Here is a 17,432-nt window from a genome sequence, read left to right as displayed (position 1 = left end):
ATGCCCTCGGGGCGGGCAGACGCCATAGGGTCCATTTGAGCAGGGCGCGCCCTAGTGCCGCCCGTCACCGGAGTTCGATATGAGCGACGCAAGCTTTGACACCAGCGCAAACAAGGTCGGGTCTGCACAGCCGCAGGACGCCGAGTTCTCGCATTTCTTCGCGCTGCTAAAGCCGCGCGTCATGTCGCTGGTGGTCTTTACCGCGCTTGTTGGCTTGTTGGCCGCGCCGGTGTCCGTTCACCCAATCGTCGGTTTCACGGCAATCTTGTTCATCGCCATCGGCGGCGGCGCGTCGGGCGCGCTGAATATGTGGTGGGACGCCGATATCGACCGCATTATGAAACGCACCAAAGGCAGGCCCATCCCCGCCGGCCTCATCACCGAAGGCGAAGCCTTTGGCTTTGGCATCGCGCTAGCAGGAATTTCGGTGATCATGCTGGGGCTTGCGACCAATCTGGTCGCTGCTGGCCTGCTGGCCTTCACCATCTTTTTTTACGTCGTAATCTACTCCATGTGGCTCAAGCGGTGGACCCCGCAGAACATCGTGATCGGCGGCGCCGCCGGCGCATTTCCCCCGATGATTGGCTGGGCGGCAGCAACGGGTAGCGTGTCTATCGAGTCGGTTCTGATGTTTGCGCTCATCTTTATGTGGACGCCGCCGCATTTCTGGGCGCTGGCCCTCTTTATGAAGTCGGACTATGACGAGGCGGGCGTGCCGATGCTGACCTCGACCCATGGCCGCCGCGTGACGCGCAATCATATCCTTGTCTACACGATCCTGCTGGTCCCGGTGTCCTTCGCACTTGCCTTCACGTCGATCGGTGGACCTGCCTACCTGATCGCCGCCGTGCTGCTGAACGCGCTCTTTCTGCGCGGTGCGTGGCGCATCTGGCGCCGGGATGAAGTCGCGGCGGACGCGGACGGATACGCCACCGAAAAGACGGTGTTCAAACACTCGCTCTACTATCTCTTTGGTCTTTTTGTCGCGATTCTGATCGACGCCTGCCTGCGCAGTTATGACCTGCTTGGCGCTGGTCCGTTTGGCGTCTCGGGGCTCTGATGGCATTCTTTCGCAAAAACCACGAAATTCACACGCGCCGCTTTAGCCGCAACATGGGCCTAGGCTTGGTGCTGGCAGCATTTGTCGCATTGGTTTTCGGTCTGACCATCGCCAAAGTAAGCCAGGATGAGTTTGCAATTCCCGATACTGCAAAGGGGGCTGGCTATGGCGAAAATGACTGACACTAAAAAGACAGTGATCCAGTTGAGCTGTGTCGTCGTGACGATGGGCGCGCTCGCTTGGGCCTCTGTCCCGTTCTACAACTGGTTCTGCCGGGTAACAGGCTTTGGCGGTGTGACGGGCGTGGCCCAAGGGGATTCGGACGTCATCTTGGACAAAATGATCAAGGTACGTTTTGACGGCAGCCTTGATCGCGGCATGCCGTGGGAATTCAAACCGATGCAGCGCGAAATGGAGCTACGCATCGGAGAGACCGGCCTTGCCTTTTTCGAGGCATACAACCCTACCGATCACCCTATCGCCGGGCAGGCTGCCTACAACGTAACGCCCTATGAGGCTGGCGGTTTCTTTGAAAAGATCGAGTGTTTTTGCTTTACCGAGCAGGTGCTGCAACCGGGCGAGCGGGTAGAGATGCCAGTGACATTTTATGTCGATCCCGAGATTGTCAGCGATCGCGATGCGAAATACACCCACACGATCACGCTGTCCTACACATTCTACGAGATCGACCTGCCTGATCAGCAAGCCGCACTTGCACCAGACGCTGAAACGGTTAGAACCGTAAATTAACGCGTTTCGGGCTATCCTCGGTAAGAGGTGGCCGGAAATTCAGCGAGATAAGGGGGCAGCGCAGAGTGGCGCAGCGCCCGAACTGTCGCAAAACGCTTAAAGCCCGTCGATGAGGGAACCTGACATGGCACATGAAAAGAACCACGACTATCACATCCTGACCCCGTCGCTCTGGCCACTTTTGGGTGCGATAGCAGCATTTGTCATGCTTTTTGGCGCCGTCCTGTGGATGTCGCCGCATGTTGAGGCAAACCAGCCTTGGGTCTTTCTGATCGGCTTTGTCGGCGTTCTCTATACGATGTACGGCTGGTGGGCCGAAACAGTGGCCGAAAATCAGGCTGGCGATCATACGCCGGTCGTGCGGATTGGTCTGCGCTACGGCTTCATTATGTTCATCATGTCCGAAGTCATGTTCTTTGCCGCTTGGTTCTGGAGCTTTTTCAAGCATGCACTCTACCCGATGGGCGAACTGTCCCCCGGCATTGACGGCGTTTGGCCGCCTGTCGGGATCGAGACATTCGATCCGTGGCACCTGCCGCTGATCAACACCCTTATCTTGCTATGCTCGGGCGCCGCCGCGACTTGGGCGCACCATGCATTGGTGCACGAGAATAACCGCGAAGACATGAAAAAGGGTCTGGCGATTGCTGTTGTGCTGGGCATTTTGTTCACCGGCTTTCAGATGTACGAATATAGCCATGCGGCCTTCGGATTTTCCGGTAACATCTATGGCGCCAACTTCTTCATGGCGACAGGCTTCCACGGCTTTCACGTAGTCATCGGGACGATCTTTTTATTCATCTGCTTGCTGCGCACGATGCGCGGCCACTTCACCCCCGACAACCATATCGGATTCGAGGCGGCAGCTTGGTACTGGCACTTTGTCGACGTAGTTTGGCTGTTCCTCTTTGCGTCGATCTACATCTGGGGCTCATAAGGCTTCTTTGCTAAGATCAGATGCGCTTCGCGCGAGGATATTTTTAGCAAAAAGAAAGTGCGGGAGGGAAATACCTCTCGCATTTTTGCCTTGAAGGATGAGAGTTCATGCGGCGGCTGGTAGTGCCTTTGCTGTTTGGTTTGCTGGGCGCGGGCGTGCTGATATCGCTTGGCGTGTGGCAGCTACAACGCCTCACGTGGAAGCAAGCCGTGCTGGCCCAGATTGACGCGCGCGTATCTGCTGCGCCTGTGGCTGTCCCGGCCAGACCCGATCCAGAGGGCGACAAATACTTGCCCGTTACGGCAAATGGCGTGCTGGGCGCGCCTCAACTTTTCGTCCTCGTCGGGGCCAAGGAGTTGGGCGCCGGATATCGCTTGATCCAACCGTTTAAGATCGGCGGCCGCCGGATTATGGTGGATCGCGGCTTTGTCCCGCTTGAGGCCAAGGATGCGCCGCACAGCACCGGACCCGCGCACCTGATTGGCAATCTGCATTGGCCGGACGAGGTGGACGGCTACACACCCGCGCCGGATACTGAACGCGACATTTGGTTTGCCCGCGATGTCCCTGCGATGGCCGAAGCGCTAAACACTGAGCCTGTCCTGCTGATCGTTCGGCAGCAAATTAGCGGGCCGGGCGAGGATATTACCGCATTGCCGGTGGACACGGCTTCGATTTCGAACAATCACATGCAGTACGCGGTGACTTGGTTTTCACTTGCCGTCATCTGGCTGACGATGACCGGATATCTGATCTGGCGCATGACACGGGCCCCGCGTGGCCGCGATCTGAAAGGTGAGACATGAAATATGTATCGACGCGGGGGAGGGCCCCGGTACTGACATTTGAAGAGGCGATGCTGACCGGCCTCGCGCGCGATGGGGGGCTCTATTTACCCGAAACGATCCCGCAGATGGCGCATGCCGAAATCGCCGCGCTGGCGGGGATCAGCTATGAAGAGGCCGCCTTCCGCGTAATGCGCCCCTTTATCGGCGACGCGTTCACCGACGCCGAATTCGAAGATATCATCGCGCGCGCCTATGCCGGTTTTGCACATGCGGCCCGCGCACCACTCGTGCAACTGGCCTCTGGGCATCACCTGCTAGAGCTGTTCCACGGCCCCACGCTGGCGTTCAAGGATTTTGCGATGCAGCTGATCGGCCAGCTGTTTGAGGCATCGCTCAAGCGCAGCGGCCAGCGCGTTTGCATCGTCGGCGCGACCAGCGGCGACACGGGATCCGCAGCAATCGACGCGTTTCGCGGGCTGGATATGGTGGACGTGTTCATTCTCTATCCCAATGGCCGCGTGAGCGAGGTGCAGCGCCGACAGATGAGTACGGCGACCGAAAGCAATGTCCACGCCCTCGCAATGACTGGGCATTTCGACGACTGCCAAGCCCGCGTCAAAGATATGTTCAACGATTTCGCGTTCCGTGACGAGGTGGGTCTCGCCGGGGTTAACAGCATCAACTGGGCGCGTGTGCTGGCGCAGGTCGTCTATTTCTTTACGTCTGCCGTGGCGCTGGGCGCGCCGCATCGCAAGGTTAGCTTTACCGTGCCGACGGGCAATTTCGGCGATGTCTTTGCGGGTTATATCGCGCGCCGCATGGGCCTGCCGATTGACCGATTGGTTGTCGCGACGAACCAGAACGACATCCTGCATCGTTGCCTCAGCGGCGATGGCTATGTTCCAGACGGCGTAATTCCGTCGATCAGCCCGTCAATGGATATTCAAGTATCGTCCAACTTTGAACGCGCGCTTTTTGAGGCATACGGCCGCGACGCGGGCGCCACGGCGCAGTTGATGGACGAGTTGAAAGCAGGCGGCTTTGCCGTCAGCCAAGGCGCGCTGGAGGCGCTGCGCGAAAGTTTTGACTCAGGCCGCTGCGACGAAGAACAGACCCGCGCCACCATCCGGCGCACATGGAACGAGACAGGCGAACTGCTCTGCCCGCATAGTGCCGTAGGCGTTCACGTCGCCGAAGAGCATCTGACACCCGATGTTCCGATGATCACGCTAGCCACAGCGCACCCCGCCAAATTCCCCGCAGCGGTCGAGGAGGCCAGCGGCCAGCACCCCCCCTTGCCCCCGCATATGGCGGACCTGTATGAGCGCGAGGAACGAATTACCGAGGTAGACAATGACCTCGGCGCGATCGAAGCATTAATAAAAGAACGGACTCTGCATTGAGCGTAAATCTTACGACACTATCCAACGGATTTCGCATCGTGACTGAGTCGATGCCGGGGCTGGAATCTGCGGCCATCGGGGTGTGGGTTCTGGCTGGCGCGCGAGACGAGTTGCCACAGCAAAACGGCATCGCGCATTTTCTAGAGCATATGGCGTTCAAGGGGACGGGGCGGCGCAATGCCCTGCAGATCGCTGAGGCGATTGAGGATGTGGGCGGCTATATAAACGCCTATACCAGCCGCGAAGTTACCGCATATTACGCGCGCGTATTAAAAGACGACGTGCCTCTGGCGCTGGATGTCGTGGCCGATATTCTGCGCAATTCGATCTTTGATTTGTCCGAGATCGAAACGGAGCGCGGCGTGATCTTGCAAGAGATCGGTCAGGCGCTGGATACGCCTGACGACATTATCTTCGACTGGTTGCAGGAAAAGGCGTATCCAGATCATCCCCTCGGGCGCGCCATTCTGGGCCAGCAAGAGGGCGTCGCGCGTTTCAGCCGCGATGATCTGACCGGCTTTGTCGATCAGCATTACCGTCCCGGCCAAATGGTGCTGTCGGCGGCGGGCGCTGTCGATCACGACGCGCTGGTCAAGGCAGCCGAGCAAATGTTTGGCGATATGCCCGCCGGTAATGCCCCGATCGCGCCGCGCGCTCAGTTTCGCGGCGGCGAGAGCCGGACGATCAAGACGCTTGAGCAGGCGCATATGGCGCTCGCGTTCGAATCGCCTGACTACGGCGATCCGGCGATTCACGCGGCCCAAATTTATGCGACCGCGCTTGGCGGCAGTATGTCATCCCGCCTCTTTCAAGAGATTCGCGAGAAGAGGGGGCTTTGCTATACGATCTACGCGCAGGCCGGCGCTTATGCCGATACCGGGATGATGACCATCTATGCGGGCACGTCCGGTGATTCCATGGCCGGCCTTGCCGAAATCACCATCGACGAGATGAAGCGCGCCGCGAGCGACATGCGCCCTGACGAAATTGAGCGCGCCCGCGCCCAGATGAAAGCGGGCCTGCTGATGGGACTGGAAAGCCCCAGCAACCGGGCCGAGCGGCTGGCGCGCATGATCCAGATCTGGGGCCGCGTGCCCGGGCTGGAGGAGGTTGTCGAAAAGATCGACGCAGTGACGCTGGCCGACGTGCGCAATCTGGCCGAGAAGACGGCGGCAGAGGCACCGGCCGCGCTGGCGCTATACGGTCCGGTTCAGGATGCCCCGACGCTGGAGGCACTTCAGATTCGGCGCGCCGCGTGATGCTGCTGCCGCGGCGCAAGGTCCGTATCGAGACGGAGCGGATGAGCCTGCGCCAGCCGGTGATGACCGATTTCCGCGATTGGGCGCATCTGCGCCGGACCTCGGCGGATTTCCTCACCCCGTGGGAGCCGACATGGGCCGACGATCACCTGTCGCGCAAGGGTTTTACCAACCGCGTTTACTGGGCGCAGCGCAGTATTAATGCCGGCACCGCGCTGCCGCTGTTTCTGATCCGCCGCGAGGATGACCGCCTGCTCGGTGCAATCACGATGGACAATGTTCGGCGCGGGCCTAGTCAGTCGGGTACACTGGGCTACTGGATCGGTGAAAACCATGCACGCCAGGGCTATATGCGCGAGGCGATCCCGGCGATGGTGCACTACGCCTTTGACCGCTTGGATCTGAGCCGGATTGAGGCAGCCTGCCTGCCGTCCAACACCGCGTCGCGCGGATTGCTGGAAAAATGCGGCTTTAAATACGAGGGTGTCGCGCAGAGCTATCTCCAGATTGAGGGGCGCTGGCGCACGCATGTTCTATACGCGGCTTTGCGCCATGACCGGCGCGGTCGCAGTGATGCTGGGCTATAGCCGCAACAAACGCTGCGACTGATGCAACGCCTTGATTTGCCCATATGCGCGGGCGGCCAACGGCGCTAGGCTCGGCTTATGACCCAAAAAGCATCCAATTCTGACTTTCTTGAGCGCCTGAAATCCGCGCTGCCTGCACCCGCCCTGCGCGACATTGCGCCCCACTATCTGGAGGAGCCGCGCGGACGTTGGCAAGGCCACGCCTGCGCCGTCATTGCGCCCGCCACGGTTGAGGAGGCAGCAGCAGCGATTCGGCTGGCCGCCGATGCCGGTGTGCCGGTCATTCCCTATGGCGGCGGCACCGGGCTGGTCGGCGGGCAGGTCGCAAGTGGCGGCCTCGCGCCGCTGGTCATCAGCCTTGAGCGGATGACGCGTGTGCGCGAAATCTATCCCGACGAGAATGTGATGATCGTCGAGGCTGGCGCGATCCTGTCGGATGTGCATGACGCCGCAGAGGCGGTGGACCGCCTTTTTCCGCTGAGTATCGCGGCCAAAGGCAGTGCGCGCATTGGCGGGCTGTTGGCGACCAATGCGGGCGGCGTTAACGTGCTGCGCTATGGCAACGCGCGCGACCTATGTCTGGGGCTGGAGGCGGTTATGCCCGATGGCAGCATTTGGCATGGGCTGAAGCGGCTGCGTAAGGACAACACCGGATACGATCTGCGCAACTTGCTGATTGGTTCAGAGGGGACGCTGGCGCTGATCACCGCCGCGTCGCTGAAACTGGCGCCGCGCCCGGCGGGCGAGGGCACTGCGCTGATGGTGGTGGATGGCCCTGCCGCCGCGCTCAAGCTGCTGGCTATGGCCCGCGATCACATGGGCGAGGGCGTCAGCGCGTTCGAGTTGATGCACCGCCAATGCCTTAGTTTCCTGGCAGAGACGATGCCGCAGGTGCGCCAGCCCTTTACGGATTTTCCCGAATGGTTTGTGCTGGTCGACGTCGGCCTCGCGCGGGGGCTGGACCCGGCCGAGGCGCTGGAGGCGCTCTTTGGCGACGCGGCGGAGGCCGGGCTGGTCACGGATGGGCTGATCGCGCAGTCGGAAGGCCAGCGCGCCGAGTTCTGGAGCGTTCGCGAATCGGTGCCCGAAGCAAACCGCCATATCGGTGCCGTCAGTTCGCATGACGTGTCGCTACCGTTGGGCGCGGTGGCCGAATTTATCGAGCAGGCCGGACAGGCAATCGCCGCCTTGGGCGATTTCCGCATCAATTGCTTTGGGCATTTGGGTGACGGAAATCTGCACTATAACGTGTTCCCGGTGCCGGGCCGCCGCCGCGAGGATCACGAGGATCAGCGTGACGCAATCAAAAGGGCTGTGCACGATCTGGTGGATGCGATGGGCGGATCGGTCAGTGCAGAGCATGGCATTGGCCGGTTCAAGGTGGACGATCTGGAGCGGTATGGCGATCCTACCAAGCTGGCGGCGATGCGCGCTATCAAAGCGGCGTTGGACCCGCGCGGGATTATGAATCCTGGGGCGGTTCTAAAGATCTGAGGCACAAAAAAACAGGCCCTAAGGCCTGCTCTGCTTTGTTCAGCTTTAGACCGACTTACTGCCAGTCCACCTCGTTAAAGATCGCCTGCGCTTCTTTGGCATTTGCCGAAAAGGCCGAGGTTGGCGTCTGCGTGTCGGGAATAAAGAAGCCCAAACGCGCGGTATCGACATCGAGGCCGACACCCGGCACGGCAGGATACTCGTTATTCTGGTTGGCAAAGTGATGCTGCGCGAAGTCGCCGGTCAGGAATTCCAACAGCGTCTTTGCTTCTTCGGGGTGAGGGGCCGATTTGGCCATCGCGGCGGCGGTCAGATTGAGGTGCGCGCCGCGCCCGCTTTGATTGGGCCAGACCCAGCCAATATTGTCGATGCCCGCGGTCAGGCCCTCTACGTCTGAATCGAACCCGCGCAAGAAGTAATAGTGGTTGGCGACCGCGATATCGCACTCACCCGACACGATGCCCAGCAGTTGGTCAGTATCGCCGCCTTGGGGCGCGCGTGCCATGTTAGCGACCACGCCTGCGGCCCATTCCTTGGCCTCGACCGCGCCGTCCGCCTCGATAATCGAGGCCAACAACGATTGATTATAGACGTTGGAGGAAGAGCGTATGCAGATCTGGCCCTTGAATTTAGGATCTGCCAATTCCTCATAAGTGCGGGGCGGGTTTTCGACGCGGTCCTTGGCGTAGAAAATGATGCGCGCACGTTGGCTGACGCCGAACCACAGATCGTCAGGGTGGCGCAGATGCGCGGGCACAGCTTTGTCGATTACGGCCGAAGGATAGGCCTGCAGCACGCCTGCCTCTTCGGCGCGGGCCATCCGGCCGGCGTCCACGGTGATCAGCACGTCCGCGGGGCTGTTGTCGCCTTCTGCCTCCAGCCGCGCGATCAGCTCATCCGCCTTGCCCTCAATGCGGTTCACCTTGATGCCGGTTTCCTTTGTAAATTCGGCGTAAAGGGCATCGTCGCTATCGTAATGGCGAGAGGAGTAGACGTTAACCTCGGCGGCCATGGCCGCTGTGCCGATGGCCGCGAGTGCAGTAGCAGCGACCAGACGTGCAGCAGTTTTACGTATCATGCGAGTCATTCCTGTTTAATCTGACAAAATCTATCAGCATTACATCTATAATCCGACTAAAAGAGTCAAGTCCATTTGTCGACGTGTAATCCGCCATGCGTTCGGCTTGCGCCGGCGGCAAATCACGCCCATCCTGCGCCACAGGGCGCTGACGGTGCGCCGGGCGCAAAAGGGGGGACAGCGTGATGACATTTGCGGTACGGCAGGACGCGCTGGACATTCAGAACGAAATGCCATGGGACGCCCGCCAACGGCCCGAAACGGTGTACCAGATGCTACGCGACACAGCTCGCGCGCATCCCGCGCGCCCTGCGATCAGCTATCAGTTGACCGCTGGTGCGCGGGATCCGGCTCAGACGCTGAACTGGTCCGAATTTCATGCAGAGGTGTGCCGCGCCGCGAACCTTTTTCGCAGTCTGGGAATACAAGAGGGCGACGCAGTGGCACTGGTCCTACCGAACACCCTAGAGACGGCGACGGCGACACTCGGCGCGATGATCGCAGGTATCGTTGCGCCGATAAATCCATTGCTAGAGCCGGAGCAGATTGCAGCCCTTCTACGCGAGACGAAAGCGCGCGTCGTCGTGACGCTCAAGGCGTTTCCCAAGACCGACATCGCCGCCAAGACAGCCGAGGCCGTGCGCCATGCGCCGCGCGTGGGCACAGTGCTGGAGGTTGATCTAAACCACTATCTGCGCCCGCCGAAAAGCTGGATCGTCCCGTTCCTGAGGCCCAAGGATACCGGCATGCACCGCGCTGACGTGCTGAGTTTTGCGCGCGAGGTTGCGCTTCAGCCGGATACGCTCAGTTTTGACGACGGGGGCCGTGACCGCGTTGGCGCCTATTTTCACACCGGTGGCACCACGGGAATGCCAAAAATAGCGCAGCACCGTTATTCGGGCATGATTTATAACGGCTGGCTCGGCGACCGTTTGCTGTTTGATGCGATGGACGTAATCATGTGCCCATTGCCATTGTTCCACGTGTTTGCCTGCCATGTGGTGCTGATGTCGGCGCTGAAATCGGGCGCGCAAGTGATTCTGCCGACGCCCGCGGGCTATCGCGGCGAGGGAGTTGTCGCCAATTTCTGGAAGCTGTGCGAGCGCTGGGGTGTGACGTTTGTTATCACCGTGCCTACCGCCGTCGCCGCCCTGATGCAGTGCAAGGTGGACGCCGATATCAGCCGTGTAAAAAACGCGTTCTCCGGTAGCGCGCCGATGCCGCTGGAGCTGTTCAAGCGGTTCGAAAGCGCGACAGGGATGAGCGTGATCGAAGGCTATGGCCTGACCGAAGTGACGTGCCTCGTCGCGGTCAATCCGCCAGAGGGTACAAAAAAGGTCGGGTCGGTCGGAATACCGCTGCCATATACCGATGTGCGGATCATGCGTAGCACAGATGATGGCCCAGTGCCTTGCGGACCTGACGAGGTGGGCGAGATTTGTATCTCGAACCCTGGCGTGTGGCCCGGCAATACTTATACGAGCGCCGCTCGAAACCGCGATCTGTATAATGGCGATCACTTGCGCACCGGCGATCTGGGGCGGATCGACGAAGACGGATATCTGTGGATCACAGGCCGCGCGAAGGACCTTATCATTCGCGGCGGACATAACATTGACCCCGCCGATATAGAGGAGGCGCTGATGGCGCATCCCGCCGTTGCTGGCGCGGGTGCTATAGGCCAGCCTGATGCCCACGCGGGCGAGTTGCCATGCGCCTATGTGGAGCTGGTCGCGGGCGGCGAGGCCACGCCCGAGACGCTGCTCGAGCATTGCAAGCAGCGCGTGCGCGAACGCGCCGCCGTGCCGAAATATATCGAGATACTAGACGAGCTGCCAAAAACGGCAGTCGGAAAGGTATTTAAGCCCGCCTTGCGCAAGCTGGCCATCGCCCGCGTTTATGATGCGGCGCTAAAGAAAGAGGGCTGCGAGGCCCGGGTCACAGAGGTGATCGACGACAAGAAGCGCGGCCTCGTCGCCCTGCTGTCAGGCGGCAAGGACGATGCCCGCGTCGCGGCAGTGCTGGGCGAATTCACCCGGCCATGGGAATGGGCAGGCGACGCGGCAATATCGAACATCAAGGATGACAACCAATGAAGCAGCATAGTTTTCGCATCGCACCCAGCCCGGCGATGGAGCCGTCGGCCCTGACAGGCGCAGAGGCATTCACCACGCAAGATAAATCCGAGGGCAACCACACACATTTTGAGACGGCGGACGAGAGCATCTCGGTCGGGACATGGGAATGTGCCCCATGCCGCGAGGTGGTGGAATCGTGGCCGGTGCACGAGATGATGACCGTGGTTTCGGGTGCGGTCACTCTGACGCAAAAGGACGGCAGCAAGGAGACCTTTGGGCCGGGCGATACATTCTATATCGCCAAGGGCCAGCATGTCGTGTGGGAGATCACCGAAAAGCTGCGCAAGATGTATATGATTGTTAGCTAACGCGTGCGCCTGCGCCGGATTGCCCCCGCGCAGGCGCACTGCTGTCAGCCGACGTCTTTGTAGCTGACTTCAGGCGTATCCTTACCCGCCCTTTCGCGGCGCACGATCAGTCGGCTGAGGGCGTGAACATACGCCTTGGCCGATGCCACTACGGTATCGGTATCGGCCGATTGACCGGTTACGATCCGCCCGCCTTCCTCCATCCGGACGCTGACAGTGGCCTGCGCATCGGTGCCCTCTGTCACGGCGTGGACCTGATAAAGCTGCAGGCGTGCGTCATGCGGAAAGAGGTTCTTGACCGCGTTAAAGCAAGCATCGACCGGGCCATCGCCCGTCGCCTCGGTGCTGTGGGAGACGCCGTCAATCTCCATGGTCAAGGCAGCCGATTGCGGCCCCTCGGTGCCGCAGACAACGCGCAGCGATGTAATGACAAGGCGGCCTTCCTCCTCGGCGGCGTCGGTGGTGGCCAGCGCGATAAGGTCTTCGTCATATACCTCTTTCTTGCGGTCGGCCAACTCCTTGAACCGCACGAACACGTCGTTCAGTTGGTTGTCGGCCAACTCGTAGCCCAAATCCTTGAGCTTTGAGCGCAAGGCCGCGCGGCCCGAATGTTTGCCCATGACGATGTTCGTCTCAGTCAGGCCCACATCCTCGGGGCGCATGATCTCGAACGTCTCGGCGTTCTTTAGCATGCCGTCCTGATGGATGCCGCTTTCATGCGCAAACGCGTTTTTGCCCACGATCGCTTTGTTGAACTGCACGGCAAATCCGCTGACAGTCGCGACGCGGCGCGAGATATTCATCAGCTTGGTGGTGTCGACGCGGGTGGTGTAGGGCATGATATCGCCGCGCACCTTCATCGCCATCACGACCTCTTCCAGTGCGGTATTTCCCGCACGCTCGCCCAAGCCGTTGATCGTGCACTCGATCTGGCGCGCGCCACCATCCACGGCAGCGAGAGAGTTGGCCGTCGCCATGCCCAGATCGTTGTGGCAGTGCGTCGCAAATATGATCTCATCCGCGCCGGGCACCTCATTAATGAGGCGGCGGATCAGATCGGCGGATTCGGCCGGGGCAGTATAGCCGACCGTGTCGGGGATATTGACGGTGGTCGCGCCTGCCTTGATCGCGATTTCGACGGTGCGGGCCAGATAATCCCACTCGGTCCGGGTCGCATCCATTGGCGACCATTGCACGTTATCGCACAGGTTGCGGGCATGCGTGACCGTCTCGTGGATACGCTCGGCCATCTGGTCCTTGTCGAGGTTTGGGATCGCGCGGTGCAGAGGCGACGTGCCGATAAAGGTGTGGATGCGCGGCTGGCGCGCATGTTTCACCGCCTCCCAGCATCGGTCAATGTCGCGCAGGTTGGCGCGGGCAAGGCCGCAGATGACGGCATTTTGCGAACGTTTGGCGATCTCGGTAACGGCGCGAAAGTCGCCCTCGGAAGCGATGGGAAACCCCGCCTCGATGATGTCGACGCCCATCTCGTCCAGCAGTTGAGCAAGCTCCAGCTTTTCGGCGTGGGTCATTGTGGCGCCGGGCGATTGCTCGCCGTCGCGCAGGGTGGTGTCAAAAATATAGACGCGGTCTTTGCTGCTATCAGTCATGTGATTTTCCGTTCAAATATGGTCTTTGGCCGCCGCTGGGGCGCCGCTGTTTCCGGAGTTGGGCTCGCCTTTCGGCTCAATCAGCAGAACCTTCGCCTCATGGTCCGCACGCGGGCGGTGCGTGACACCGGCCGGCACGATCAGCAACTCGCCGGGGCCGAAGGTGACGGCGGGCGCGTCCTGATATTCCATAGTGACCTCGCCCGCTATGACGAGAAAGAAGTCGTCACTGTCGACATGGCTGTGAAAGGGGAATTCCCTCTGAAATTTCACGACCATGACGTCGTTGCCATTGTAGCTGGCCACGACCTTGGGGTCCCAATGGGTATCGAATTGCGCCAGTTTCTCGGCGAGGTTGATCTTGTGCATGAAGGTTGGTCCTGAGGCTGGTCCGGTGTGTGATTATCCGGCGCGCGATGGCACATCCTCTGAGCGTTCGCGCCGGACAGGCACGCTCAGAGGCGGGCTAGCAGCAGGAGGGCAGCACGCAGCGCACGGCGAGGGCCGTGTGCGACTGGTGTGATATGCTGCGCCGTTTTCATAAAGGCCACGTTACGCAAAGAGGGCTGCGATGAAAAGACGGTTTTTTCATTAGATGCCGTTGAAGCGGCGCGCCGGGCCTCTACCATTCCCGTTATGACACATAGATCCCTCATCATCGGCGCGTCTGGCGGCATCGGCAGCGCGATCACGGCAAAGCTAAAGGATAACGGCAGCGAAGTGACGACCCTGTCGCGCAGCGCGGATCGGCTGGACGTCACCGATGAGGCCAGCGTCGCGGAGGTACTCGGTAGAATAACAGGCGAGTATCACTTGATTTTCGTCGCGACTGGCGCGCTGGTAGTCGGCGGCGCCGAGCCGGAGAAGGCGCTGAAAGAAGTCACCGCGCAGTCGATGTCAGACCAGTTTGCCGTCAATTGCATCGGCCCGTCGCTAGTAATGAAACACGCGTTGCCGCTGTTGCCGCGCAAGGGGCCGTCGTGTTTTGCGGCGCTGTCGGCGCGTGTCGGGTCTATCGGTGATAACAAAATCGGCGGTTGGTATTCCTACCGCACTGCCAAGGCGGCGCTCAATCAGATGATTCACAGCGCCGCGATTGAGCTTAAGCGCACTCACCGCGAGGCAGTGTGCGTGGCTTTGCATCCCGGCACGGTCGCGACCGATTTCACCGCCAAATATGCTGGCCGCCACAAAACGGTAAAGCCGGATGAAGCGGCGCATAACCTGCTGTCTGTGCTTGAGGGACTAGGCCCGGACGATAGCGGCAAGTTGTATGACTGGCAGGGCGAACAGGTCCCGTGGTGATGCCGCGTCTGGTGCTCATCCTCGGCGATCAGCTCAGCGAGGATCTGAGCGCGCTGGCCAAGGCAGACAAAGCGCATGACATCGTCGTGATGGCCGAGGTCCAAGCCGAGACAGGCTATGTCCCGCACCATCCAAAGAAGATCGCGCTGGTGCTATCCGCGATGCGGCATTTTGCGGCTAGCCTAGAGGCCGATGGCTGGACGGTGGCATATTCCCGTCTGGACGATCCAGACAGTTCTGGCACGATTCCGGGTGAATTGCTGCGCCGGGCGGACGCGCATGGCGCGAGTGATGTCATCGTCACACGGCCCGGCGATTGGCGTCTGATTAAGGCGTTGGAGGATATTCCGCTAAAGGTGCAGCAGCTGCCAGACGACCGCTTTATCGCCTCGATGGCTGAGTTTGAGGGCTGGGCGGAGGGGCGCAAAGAGCTGCGAATGGAGTATTTCTATCGCCTGATGCGGCGCAAGACTGGCCTGATGATGGACGGCGATGACCCAGCGGGCGGCAAGTGGAATTTTGATCACGATAATCGAAAACCCGCCAAGGCCGATATGCTGCGCAGCGCACCGATGCAGTTCACTCCAGATGATGTCACCGAGGAAGTGCTTGCCCTGGTCGAGGCGCGCTTTTCGGATAATTTCGGCGTGCTTCGCCCGTTTCATTTTGCCGTCACGCGCGGTCAGGCCCTACGGGCACTGGATCATTTTGTGCGCTACCTTTTGGAGGGGTTCGGCGATTATCAGGACGCAATGCTGCGCGATGATCGGTTTTTGCACCACTCGCTGCTGTCGCCATATATCAATCTGGGCCTTCTTAACCCTCTGGAAGTGTGCCAGCGCATCGAGGCGGCGTGGCGTGAGGGCCATGTACCTATCAACGCTGCCGAAGGATTCATTCGACAGATCATCGGTTGGCGTGAATACATGCGCGGCATCTATTTTCGCGAGGGGCCGGACTATACCGGGCGAAATGCGCTGAGGCACGACCGTGCTCTGCCGTGGATGTATTGGGGCGGCGAGACGCAGATGAATTGCATGGCGCACAGCATTGGCCAGACGAAGGATGAGGCGTATGCCCACCACATCCAGCGCCTAATGGTGACGGGAAATTTTGCATTGCTGGCTGGGATCGCGCCGCACGAGGTGCATGAATGGTATCTGGCGGTCTATATCGACGCCTACGAATGGGTCGAGGCGCCAAATGTGATCGGGATGAGCCAATGGGCCGATGGCGGTATCATCGCATCAAAGCCGTATGTCAGTTCCGGTAATTATATCAACAACATGTCTGACTACTGCGGCGATTGCGCTTATTCGGTCAAGGACAAGACAGGCGAGAATTCTTGCCCTTTCAACACGCTCTACTGGCATTTTCTAGATCGTCATCGCGAGCGATTTGAGGGCAATCACCGGATGGGCATGATCTATCGCACATGGGACAAGATGGATGAAGCCCGGCGCGCCGAGGTGCTAGAGACGGCCAACAGTTTCCTTGACCGAATGGATGCAGGCGAGGTGGTCTAGCGCGCCAGCCACGCGGCCGCGCTGCGACCCGCATGCAATCCGGTGGCAAGGCACGCACTGATCAGATAGCCGCCGGTTGGCGCCTCCCAGTCCAGCATTTCACCTGCCGCAAACGTGCCCGGCCGCGATTTCAGCATCAGCGCATCGTCCAACGCATCTAGCCTGAGGCCGCCCGCGGTCGAGATGGCCTGATCGATCGGCAGGGGGCCTTGATGCGTGATTGGCAGCACTTTGATCAGTGGGGCCACATCGCCGGGAAGGGGACGTGCGAATTCCATCAGCAGCGCCTGCTTTTCCGGCGTCCATTTCAGCGCCTTGCGCAGATGATTTGCCATACTTTCCTTGCCGCGCGGACGGCTCAGACGCTTGCGCAACTCCTCCACGCTCAAATCTGGCATCAAATCCAGCGTCAGACGCGCGCCGCCGCGCATGGCGCGTGAGACCTCATATATGCCACCGCCCTCGATCCCGTCGCGGCTCAGCACGATCTCTCCTCGCGAGGTCTGGGTGCCAGCGTTCAGCGCGATCCCCTTGACCGGCGCGCCGAGGTGCCGCTGCATATGCGGCGACCAGTTAATCGCAAAGCCCATGTTTGCGGGCTGAAACGGTGTGACCTGATCCAAGAGCGGCGCGGCCCACGCACCGTCTGATCCCAGCCGCGCCCAACTGGCGCCGCCACAGGCCAGCACGGTGGCACGGGGTGCCAGATGCCGCACGCCTTCGGGCGTGCCGATCAAGACGCTGTCCCCTTCCCAGCCCTGCCAGCGCCAGCGCCGTTCGATCCGTACGCCCATCCCGTCCAGCCGCGCCAGCCATGCGCGCATCAGCGGTGACGCCTTCATCGCCTGCGGAAAAACGCGGCCAGTCGATCCGGTGAACAGCGGCTGGCCCAGACCCTGCGCCCACGCTTGGACCTCATCGGGGCCAAAGCCACGCAAGACTGGGTGCAGCCATTCGGCATCTGCGCCATAGGCGGCGAGAAAAACGTCGATATTTTCAGCCTTGGTCAGGTTCAGCCCGGACTTGCCCGCCATTAAAAACTTGCGCGCAGGCGACGGTTTAGCCTCGGCGATGGTAACTGCATTGCCTGCGGCGGCCAACGCCTCGGCTGCCATTAACCCGGCAGGGCCGGCGCCGATCACGAGTGCGGTAGGGGAATTTTCCATGAGTGGCCTCTTGCCTATGCGGG

17 protein-coding genes are annotated in these 17,432 nt (G+C 60.5%); 13 read left to right on the top strand and 4 right to left on the bottom strand.

The genetic code is table 11. The annotated features are described in order from the left end of the window. Window positions 1–79 precede the first annotated feature (79 nt). From MK6180000_RS13475 to MK6180000_RS13435, 9 genes are all read left to right on the top strand, one after another. Entirely contained in the window at window positions 80–1,060 is a 981-nt protein-coding gene (locus MK6180000_RS13475; protein ID WP_138935198.1) for a heme o synthase, read from the top strand. Beyond that, the gene (locus tag MK6180000_RS13470) at window positions 1,060–1,242 is read left to right on the top strand and encodes a hypothetical protein (RefSeq protein ID WP_138935197.1); all 183 of its coding nucleotides are present in this window, start codon (window positions 1,060–1,062) and stop codon (window positions 1,240–1,242) included. Before MK6180000_RS13475 ends, MK6180000_RS13470 begins: the two co-directional genes overlap by 1 nt. Beyond that, window positions 1,226–1,810 (top strand): cytochrome c oxidase assembly protein, encoded by a 585-nt coding sequence (locus MK6180000_RS13465; protein WP_246040524.1) that lies wholly within the window; start codon window positions 1,226–1,228, stop codon window positions 1,808–1,810. Before MK6180000_RS13470 ends, MK6180000_RS13465 begins: the two co-directional genes overlap by 17 nt. Before the next feature lie 124 nt (window positions 1,811–1,934). Further along, window positions 1,935–2,747 (top strand): cytochrome c oxidase subunit 3, encoded by an 813-nt coding sequence (locus tag MK6180000_RS13460; RefSeq protein ID WP_138935196.1) that lies wholly within the window; start codon window positions 1,935–1,937, stop codon window positions 2,745–2,747. Window positions 2,748–2,854: 107 nt separating this feature from the next. Continuing rightward, on the top strand, window positions 2,855–3,553 hold the full coding sequence (locus MK6180000_RS13455) for an SURF1 family protein (protein WP_138935195.1): 699 nt from the start codon (window positions 2,855–2,857) through the stop codon (window positions 3,551–3,553). Continuing rightward, on the top strand, window positions 3,550–4,938 hold the full coding sequence (gene thrC, locus MK6180000_RS13450; RefSeq protein ID WP_138935194.1) for a threonine synthase: 1,389 nt from the start codon (window positions 3,550–3,552) through the stop codon (window positions 4,936–4,938). The genes MK6180000_RS13455 and thrC overlap by 4 nt, the downstream gene beginning before the upstream one ends. Beyond that, window positions 4,935–6,197, top strand: a complete 1,263-nt coding sequence (locus tag MK6180000_RS13445) for a M16 family metallopeptidase (RefSeq protein ID WP_138935193.1) — start codon at window positions 4,935–4,937, stop codon at window positions 6,195–6,197. Before thrC ends, MK6180000_RS13445 begins: the two co-directional genes overlap by 4 nt. Next, on the top strand, window positions 6,197–6,784 hold the full coding sequence (locus MK6180000_RS13440) for a GNAT family N-acetyltransferase (RefSeq protein WP_171054628.1): 588 nt from the start codon (window positions 6,197–6,199) through the stop codon (window positions 6,782–6,784). Before MK6180000_RS13445 ends, MK6180000_RS13440 begins: the two co-directional genes overlap by 1 nt. Before the next feature lie 78 nt (window positions 6,785–6,862). After that, the gene (locus MK6180000_RS13435) at window positions 6,863–8,278 is read left to right on the top strand and encodes an FAD-binding oxidoreductase (protein WP_138935191.1); all 1,416 of its coding nucleotides are present in this window, start codon (window positions 6,863–6,865) and stop codon (window positions 8,276–8,278) included. Window positions 8,279–8,333: 55 nt separating this feature from the next. Here the strand turns inward: MK6180000_RS13435 and MK6180000_RS13430 are convergent, their stop codons facing one another. Next, window positions 8,334–9,356 (bottom strand): extracellular solute-binding protein, encoded by a 1,023-nt coding sequence (locus MK6180000_RS13430; protein ID WP_138935190.1) that lies wholly within the window; start codon window positions 9,354–9,356, stop codon window positions 8,334–8,336. A gap of 185 nt (window positions 9,357–9,541) precedes the next feature. On the opposite strand from MK6180000_RS13430, the gene MK6180000_RS13425 reads away from it, so the two are divergent. Both MK6180000_RS13425 and MK6180000_RS13420 read left to right on the top strand, forming a co-directional pair. Beyond that, window positions 9,542–11,452 (top strand): acyl-CoA synthetase, encoded by a 1,911-nt coding sequence (locus MK6180000_RS13425; RefSeq protein WP_138935189.1) that lies wholly within the window; start codon window positions 9,542–9,544, stop codon window positions 11,450–11,452. Continuing rightward, window positions 11,449–11,802 (top strand): cupin domain-containing protein, encoded by a 354-nt coding sequence (locus MK6180000_RS13420; RefSeq protein WP_138935188.1) that lies wholly within the window; start codon window positions 11,449–11,451, stop codon window positions 11,800–11,802. The genes MK6180000_RS13425 and MK6180000_RS13420 overlap by 4 nt, the downstream gene beginning before the upstream one ends. 44 nt (window positions 11,803–11,846) lie before the next feature. On the opposite strand, the gene MK6180000_RS13415 is transcribed toward MK6180000_RS13420, so the two are convergent. Then, the gene (locus tag MK6180000_RS13415; RefSeq protein ID WP_138935187.1) at window positions 11,847–13,412 is read right to left on the bottom strand and encodes a 2-isopropylmalate synthase; all 1,566 of its coding nucleotides are present in this window, start codon (window positions 13,410–13,412) and stop codon (window positions 11,847–11,849) included. Window positions 13,413–13,424: 12 nt separating this feature from the next. Beyond that, window positions 13,425–13,781, bottom strand: coding sequence for a cupin domain-containing protein (locus MK6180000_RS13410; protein ID WP_138935186.1), 357 nt, complete (start codon window positions 13,779–13,781; stop codon window positions 13,425–13,427). Window positions 13,782–14,048: 267 nt separating this feature from the next. Between MK6180000_RS13410 and MK6180000_RS13405 the strand changes: the two genes are divergently transcribed. Further along, window positions 14,049–14,717 carry an SDR family oxidoreductase gene (locus MK6180000_RS13405; protein ID WP_138935185.1) on the top strand — a complete coding sequence of 223 codons (669 nt, stop codon included), beginning with the start codon at window positions 14,049–14,051 and terminating at the stop codon, window positions 14,715–14,717. After that, complete coding sequence (locus MK6180000_RS13400; protein ID WP_215811714.1) at window positions 14,717–16,243, top strand: cryptochrome/photolyase family protein; 1,527 nt, start codon at window positions 14,717–14,719, stop codon at window positions 16,241–16,243. The genes MK6180000_RS13405 and MK6180000_RS13400 overlap by 1 nt, the downstream gene beginning before the upstream one ends. Here MK6180000_RS13400 and MK6180000_RS13395 read toward each other — a convergent pair. Next, window positions 16,240–17,409: a TIGR03862 family flavoprotein gene (locus MK6180000_RS13395; RefSeq protein ID WP_138935184.1), complete on the bottom strand. Its 1,170-nt coding sequence runs from the start codon at window positions 17,407–17,409 to the stop codon at window positions 16,240–16,242. The two genes, MK6180000_RS13400 and MK6180000_RS13395, sit on opposite strands and share 4 nt — an antisense overlap. Window positions 17,410–17,432 lie beyond the last annotated feature (23 nt).

The organism is Roseovarius arcticus (genome assembly GCF_006125015.1).
GTDB classification, from domain to species: domain Bacteria; phylum Pseudomonadota; class Alphaproteobacteria; order Rhodobacterales; family Rhodobacteraceae; genus Roseovarius; species Roseovarius arcticus.
Note: the sequence above shows the minus strand (reverse complement) of the source record. Positions and strands in the feature narration are given on the sequence as shown.

Coding starts and splice junctions, on each gene's coding strand:
- MK6180000_RS13475 (WP_138935198.1), top strand. CDS start 80: ATGAGCGACGCAAGCTTTGACACCAGCGCAAACAAGGTCGGGTCTGCA.
- MK6180000_RS13470 (WP_138935197.1), top strand. CDS start 1,060: ATGGCATTCTTTCGCAAAAACCACGAAATTCACACGCGCCGCTTTAGC.
- MK6180000_RS13465 (WP_246040524.1), top strand. CDS start 1,226: ATGGCGAAAATGACTGACACTAAAAAGACAGTGATCCAGTTGAGCTGT.
- MK6180000_RS13460 (WP_138935196.1), top strand. CDS start 1,935: ATGGCACATGAAAAGAACCACGACTATCACATCCTGACCCCGTCGCTC.
- MK6180000_RS13455 (WP_138935195.1), top strand. CDS start 2,855: ATGCGGCGGCTGGTAGTGCCTTTGCTGTTTGGTTTGCTGGGCGCGGGC.
- thrC (WP_138935194.1), top strand. CDS start 3,550: ATGAAATATGTATCGACGCGGGGGAGGGCCCCGGTACTGACATTTGAA.
- MK6180000_RS13440 (WP_171054628.1), top strand. CDS start 6,197: ATGCTGCTGCCGCGGCGCAAGGTCCGTATCGAGACGGAGCGGATGAGC.
- MK6180000_RS13435 (WP_138935191.1), top strand. CDS start 6,863: ATGACCCAAAAAGCATCCAATTCTGACTTTCTTGAGCGCCTGAAATCC.
- MK6180000_RS13430 (WP_138935190.1), bottom strand. CDS start 9,356: ATGATACGTAAAACTGCTGCACGTCTGGTCGCTGCTACTGCACTCGCG.
- MK6180000_RS13425 (WP_138935189.1), top strand. CDS start 9,542: ATGACATTTGCGGTACGGCAGGACGCGCTGGACATTCAGAACGAAATG.
- MK6180000_RS13420 (WP_138935188.1), top strand. CDS start 11,449: ATGAAGCAGCATAGTTTTCGCATCGCACCCAGCCCGGCGATGGAGCCG.
- MK6180000_RS13415 (WP_138935187.1), bottom strand. CDS start 13,412: ATGACTGATAGCAGCAAAGACCGCGTCTATATTTTTGACACCACCCTG.
- MK6180000_RS13410 (WP_138935186.1), bottom strand. CDS start 13,781: ATGCACAAGATCAACCTCGCCGAGAAACTGGCGCAATTCGATACCCAT.
- MK6180000_RS13405 (WP_138935185.1), top strand. CDS start 14,049: ATGACACATAGATCCCTCATCATCGGCGCGTCTGGCGGCATCGGCAGC.
- MK6180000_RS13400 (WP_215811714.1), top strand. CDS start 14,717: ATGCCGCGTCTGGTGCTCATCCTCGGCGATCAGCTCAGCGAGGATCTG.
- MK6180000_RS13395 (WP_138935184.1), bottom strand. CDS start 17,409: ATGGAAAATTCCCCTACCGCACTCGTGATCGGCGCCGGCCCTGCCGGG.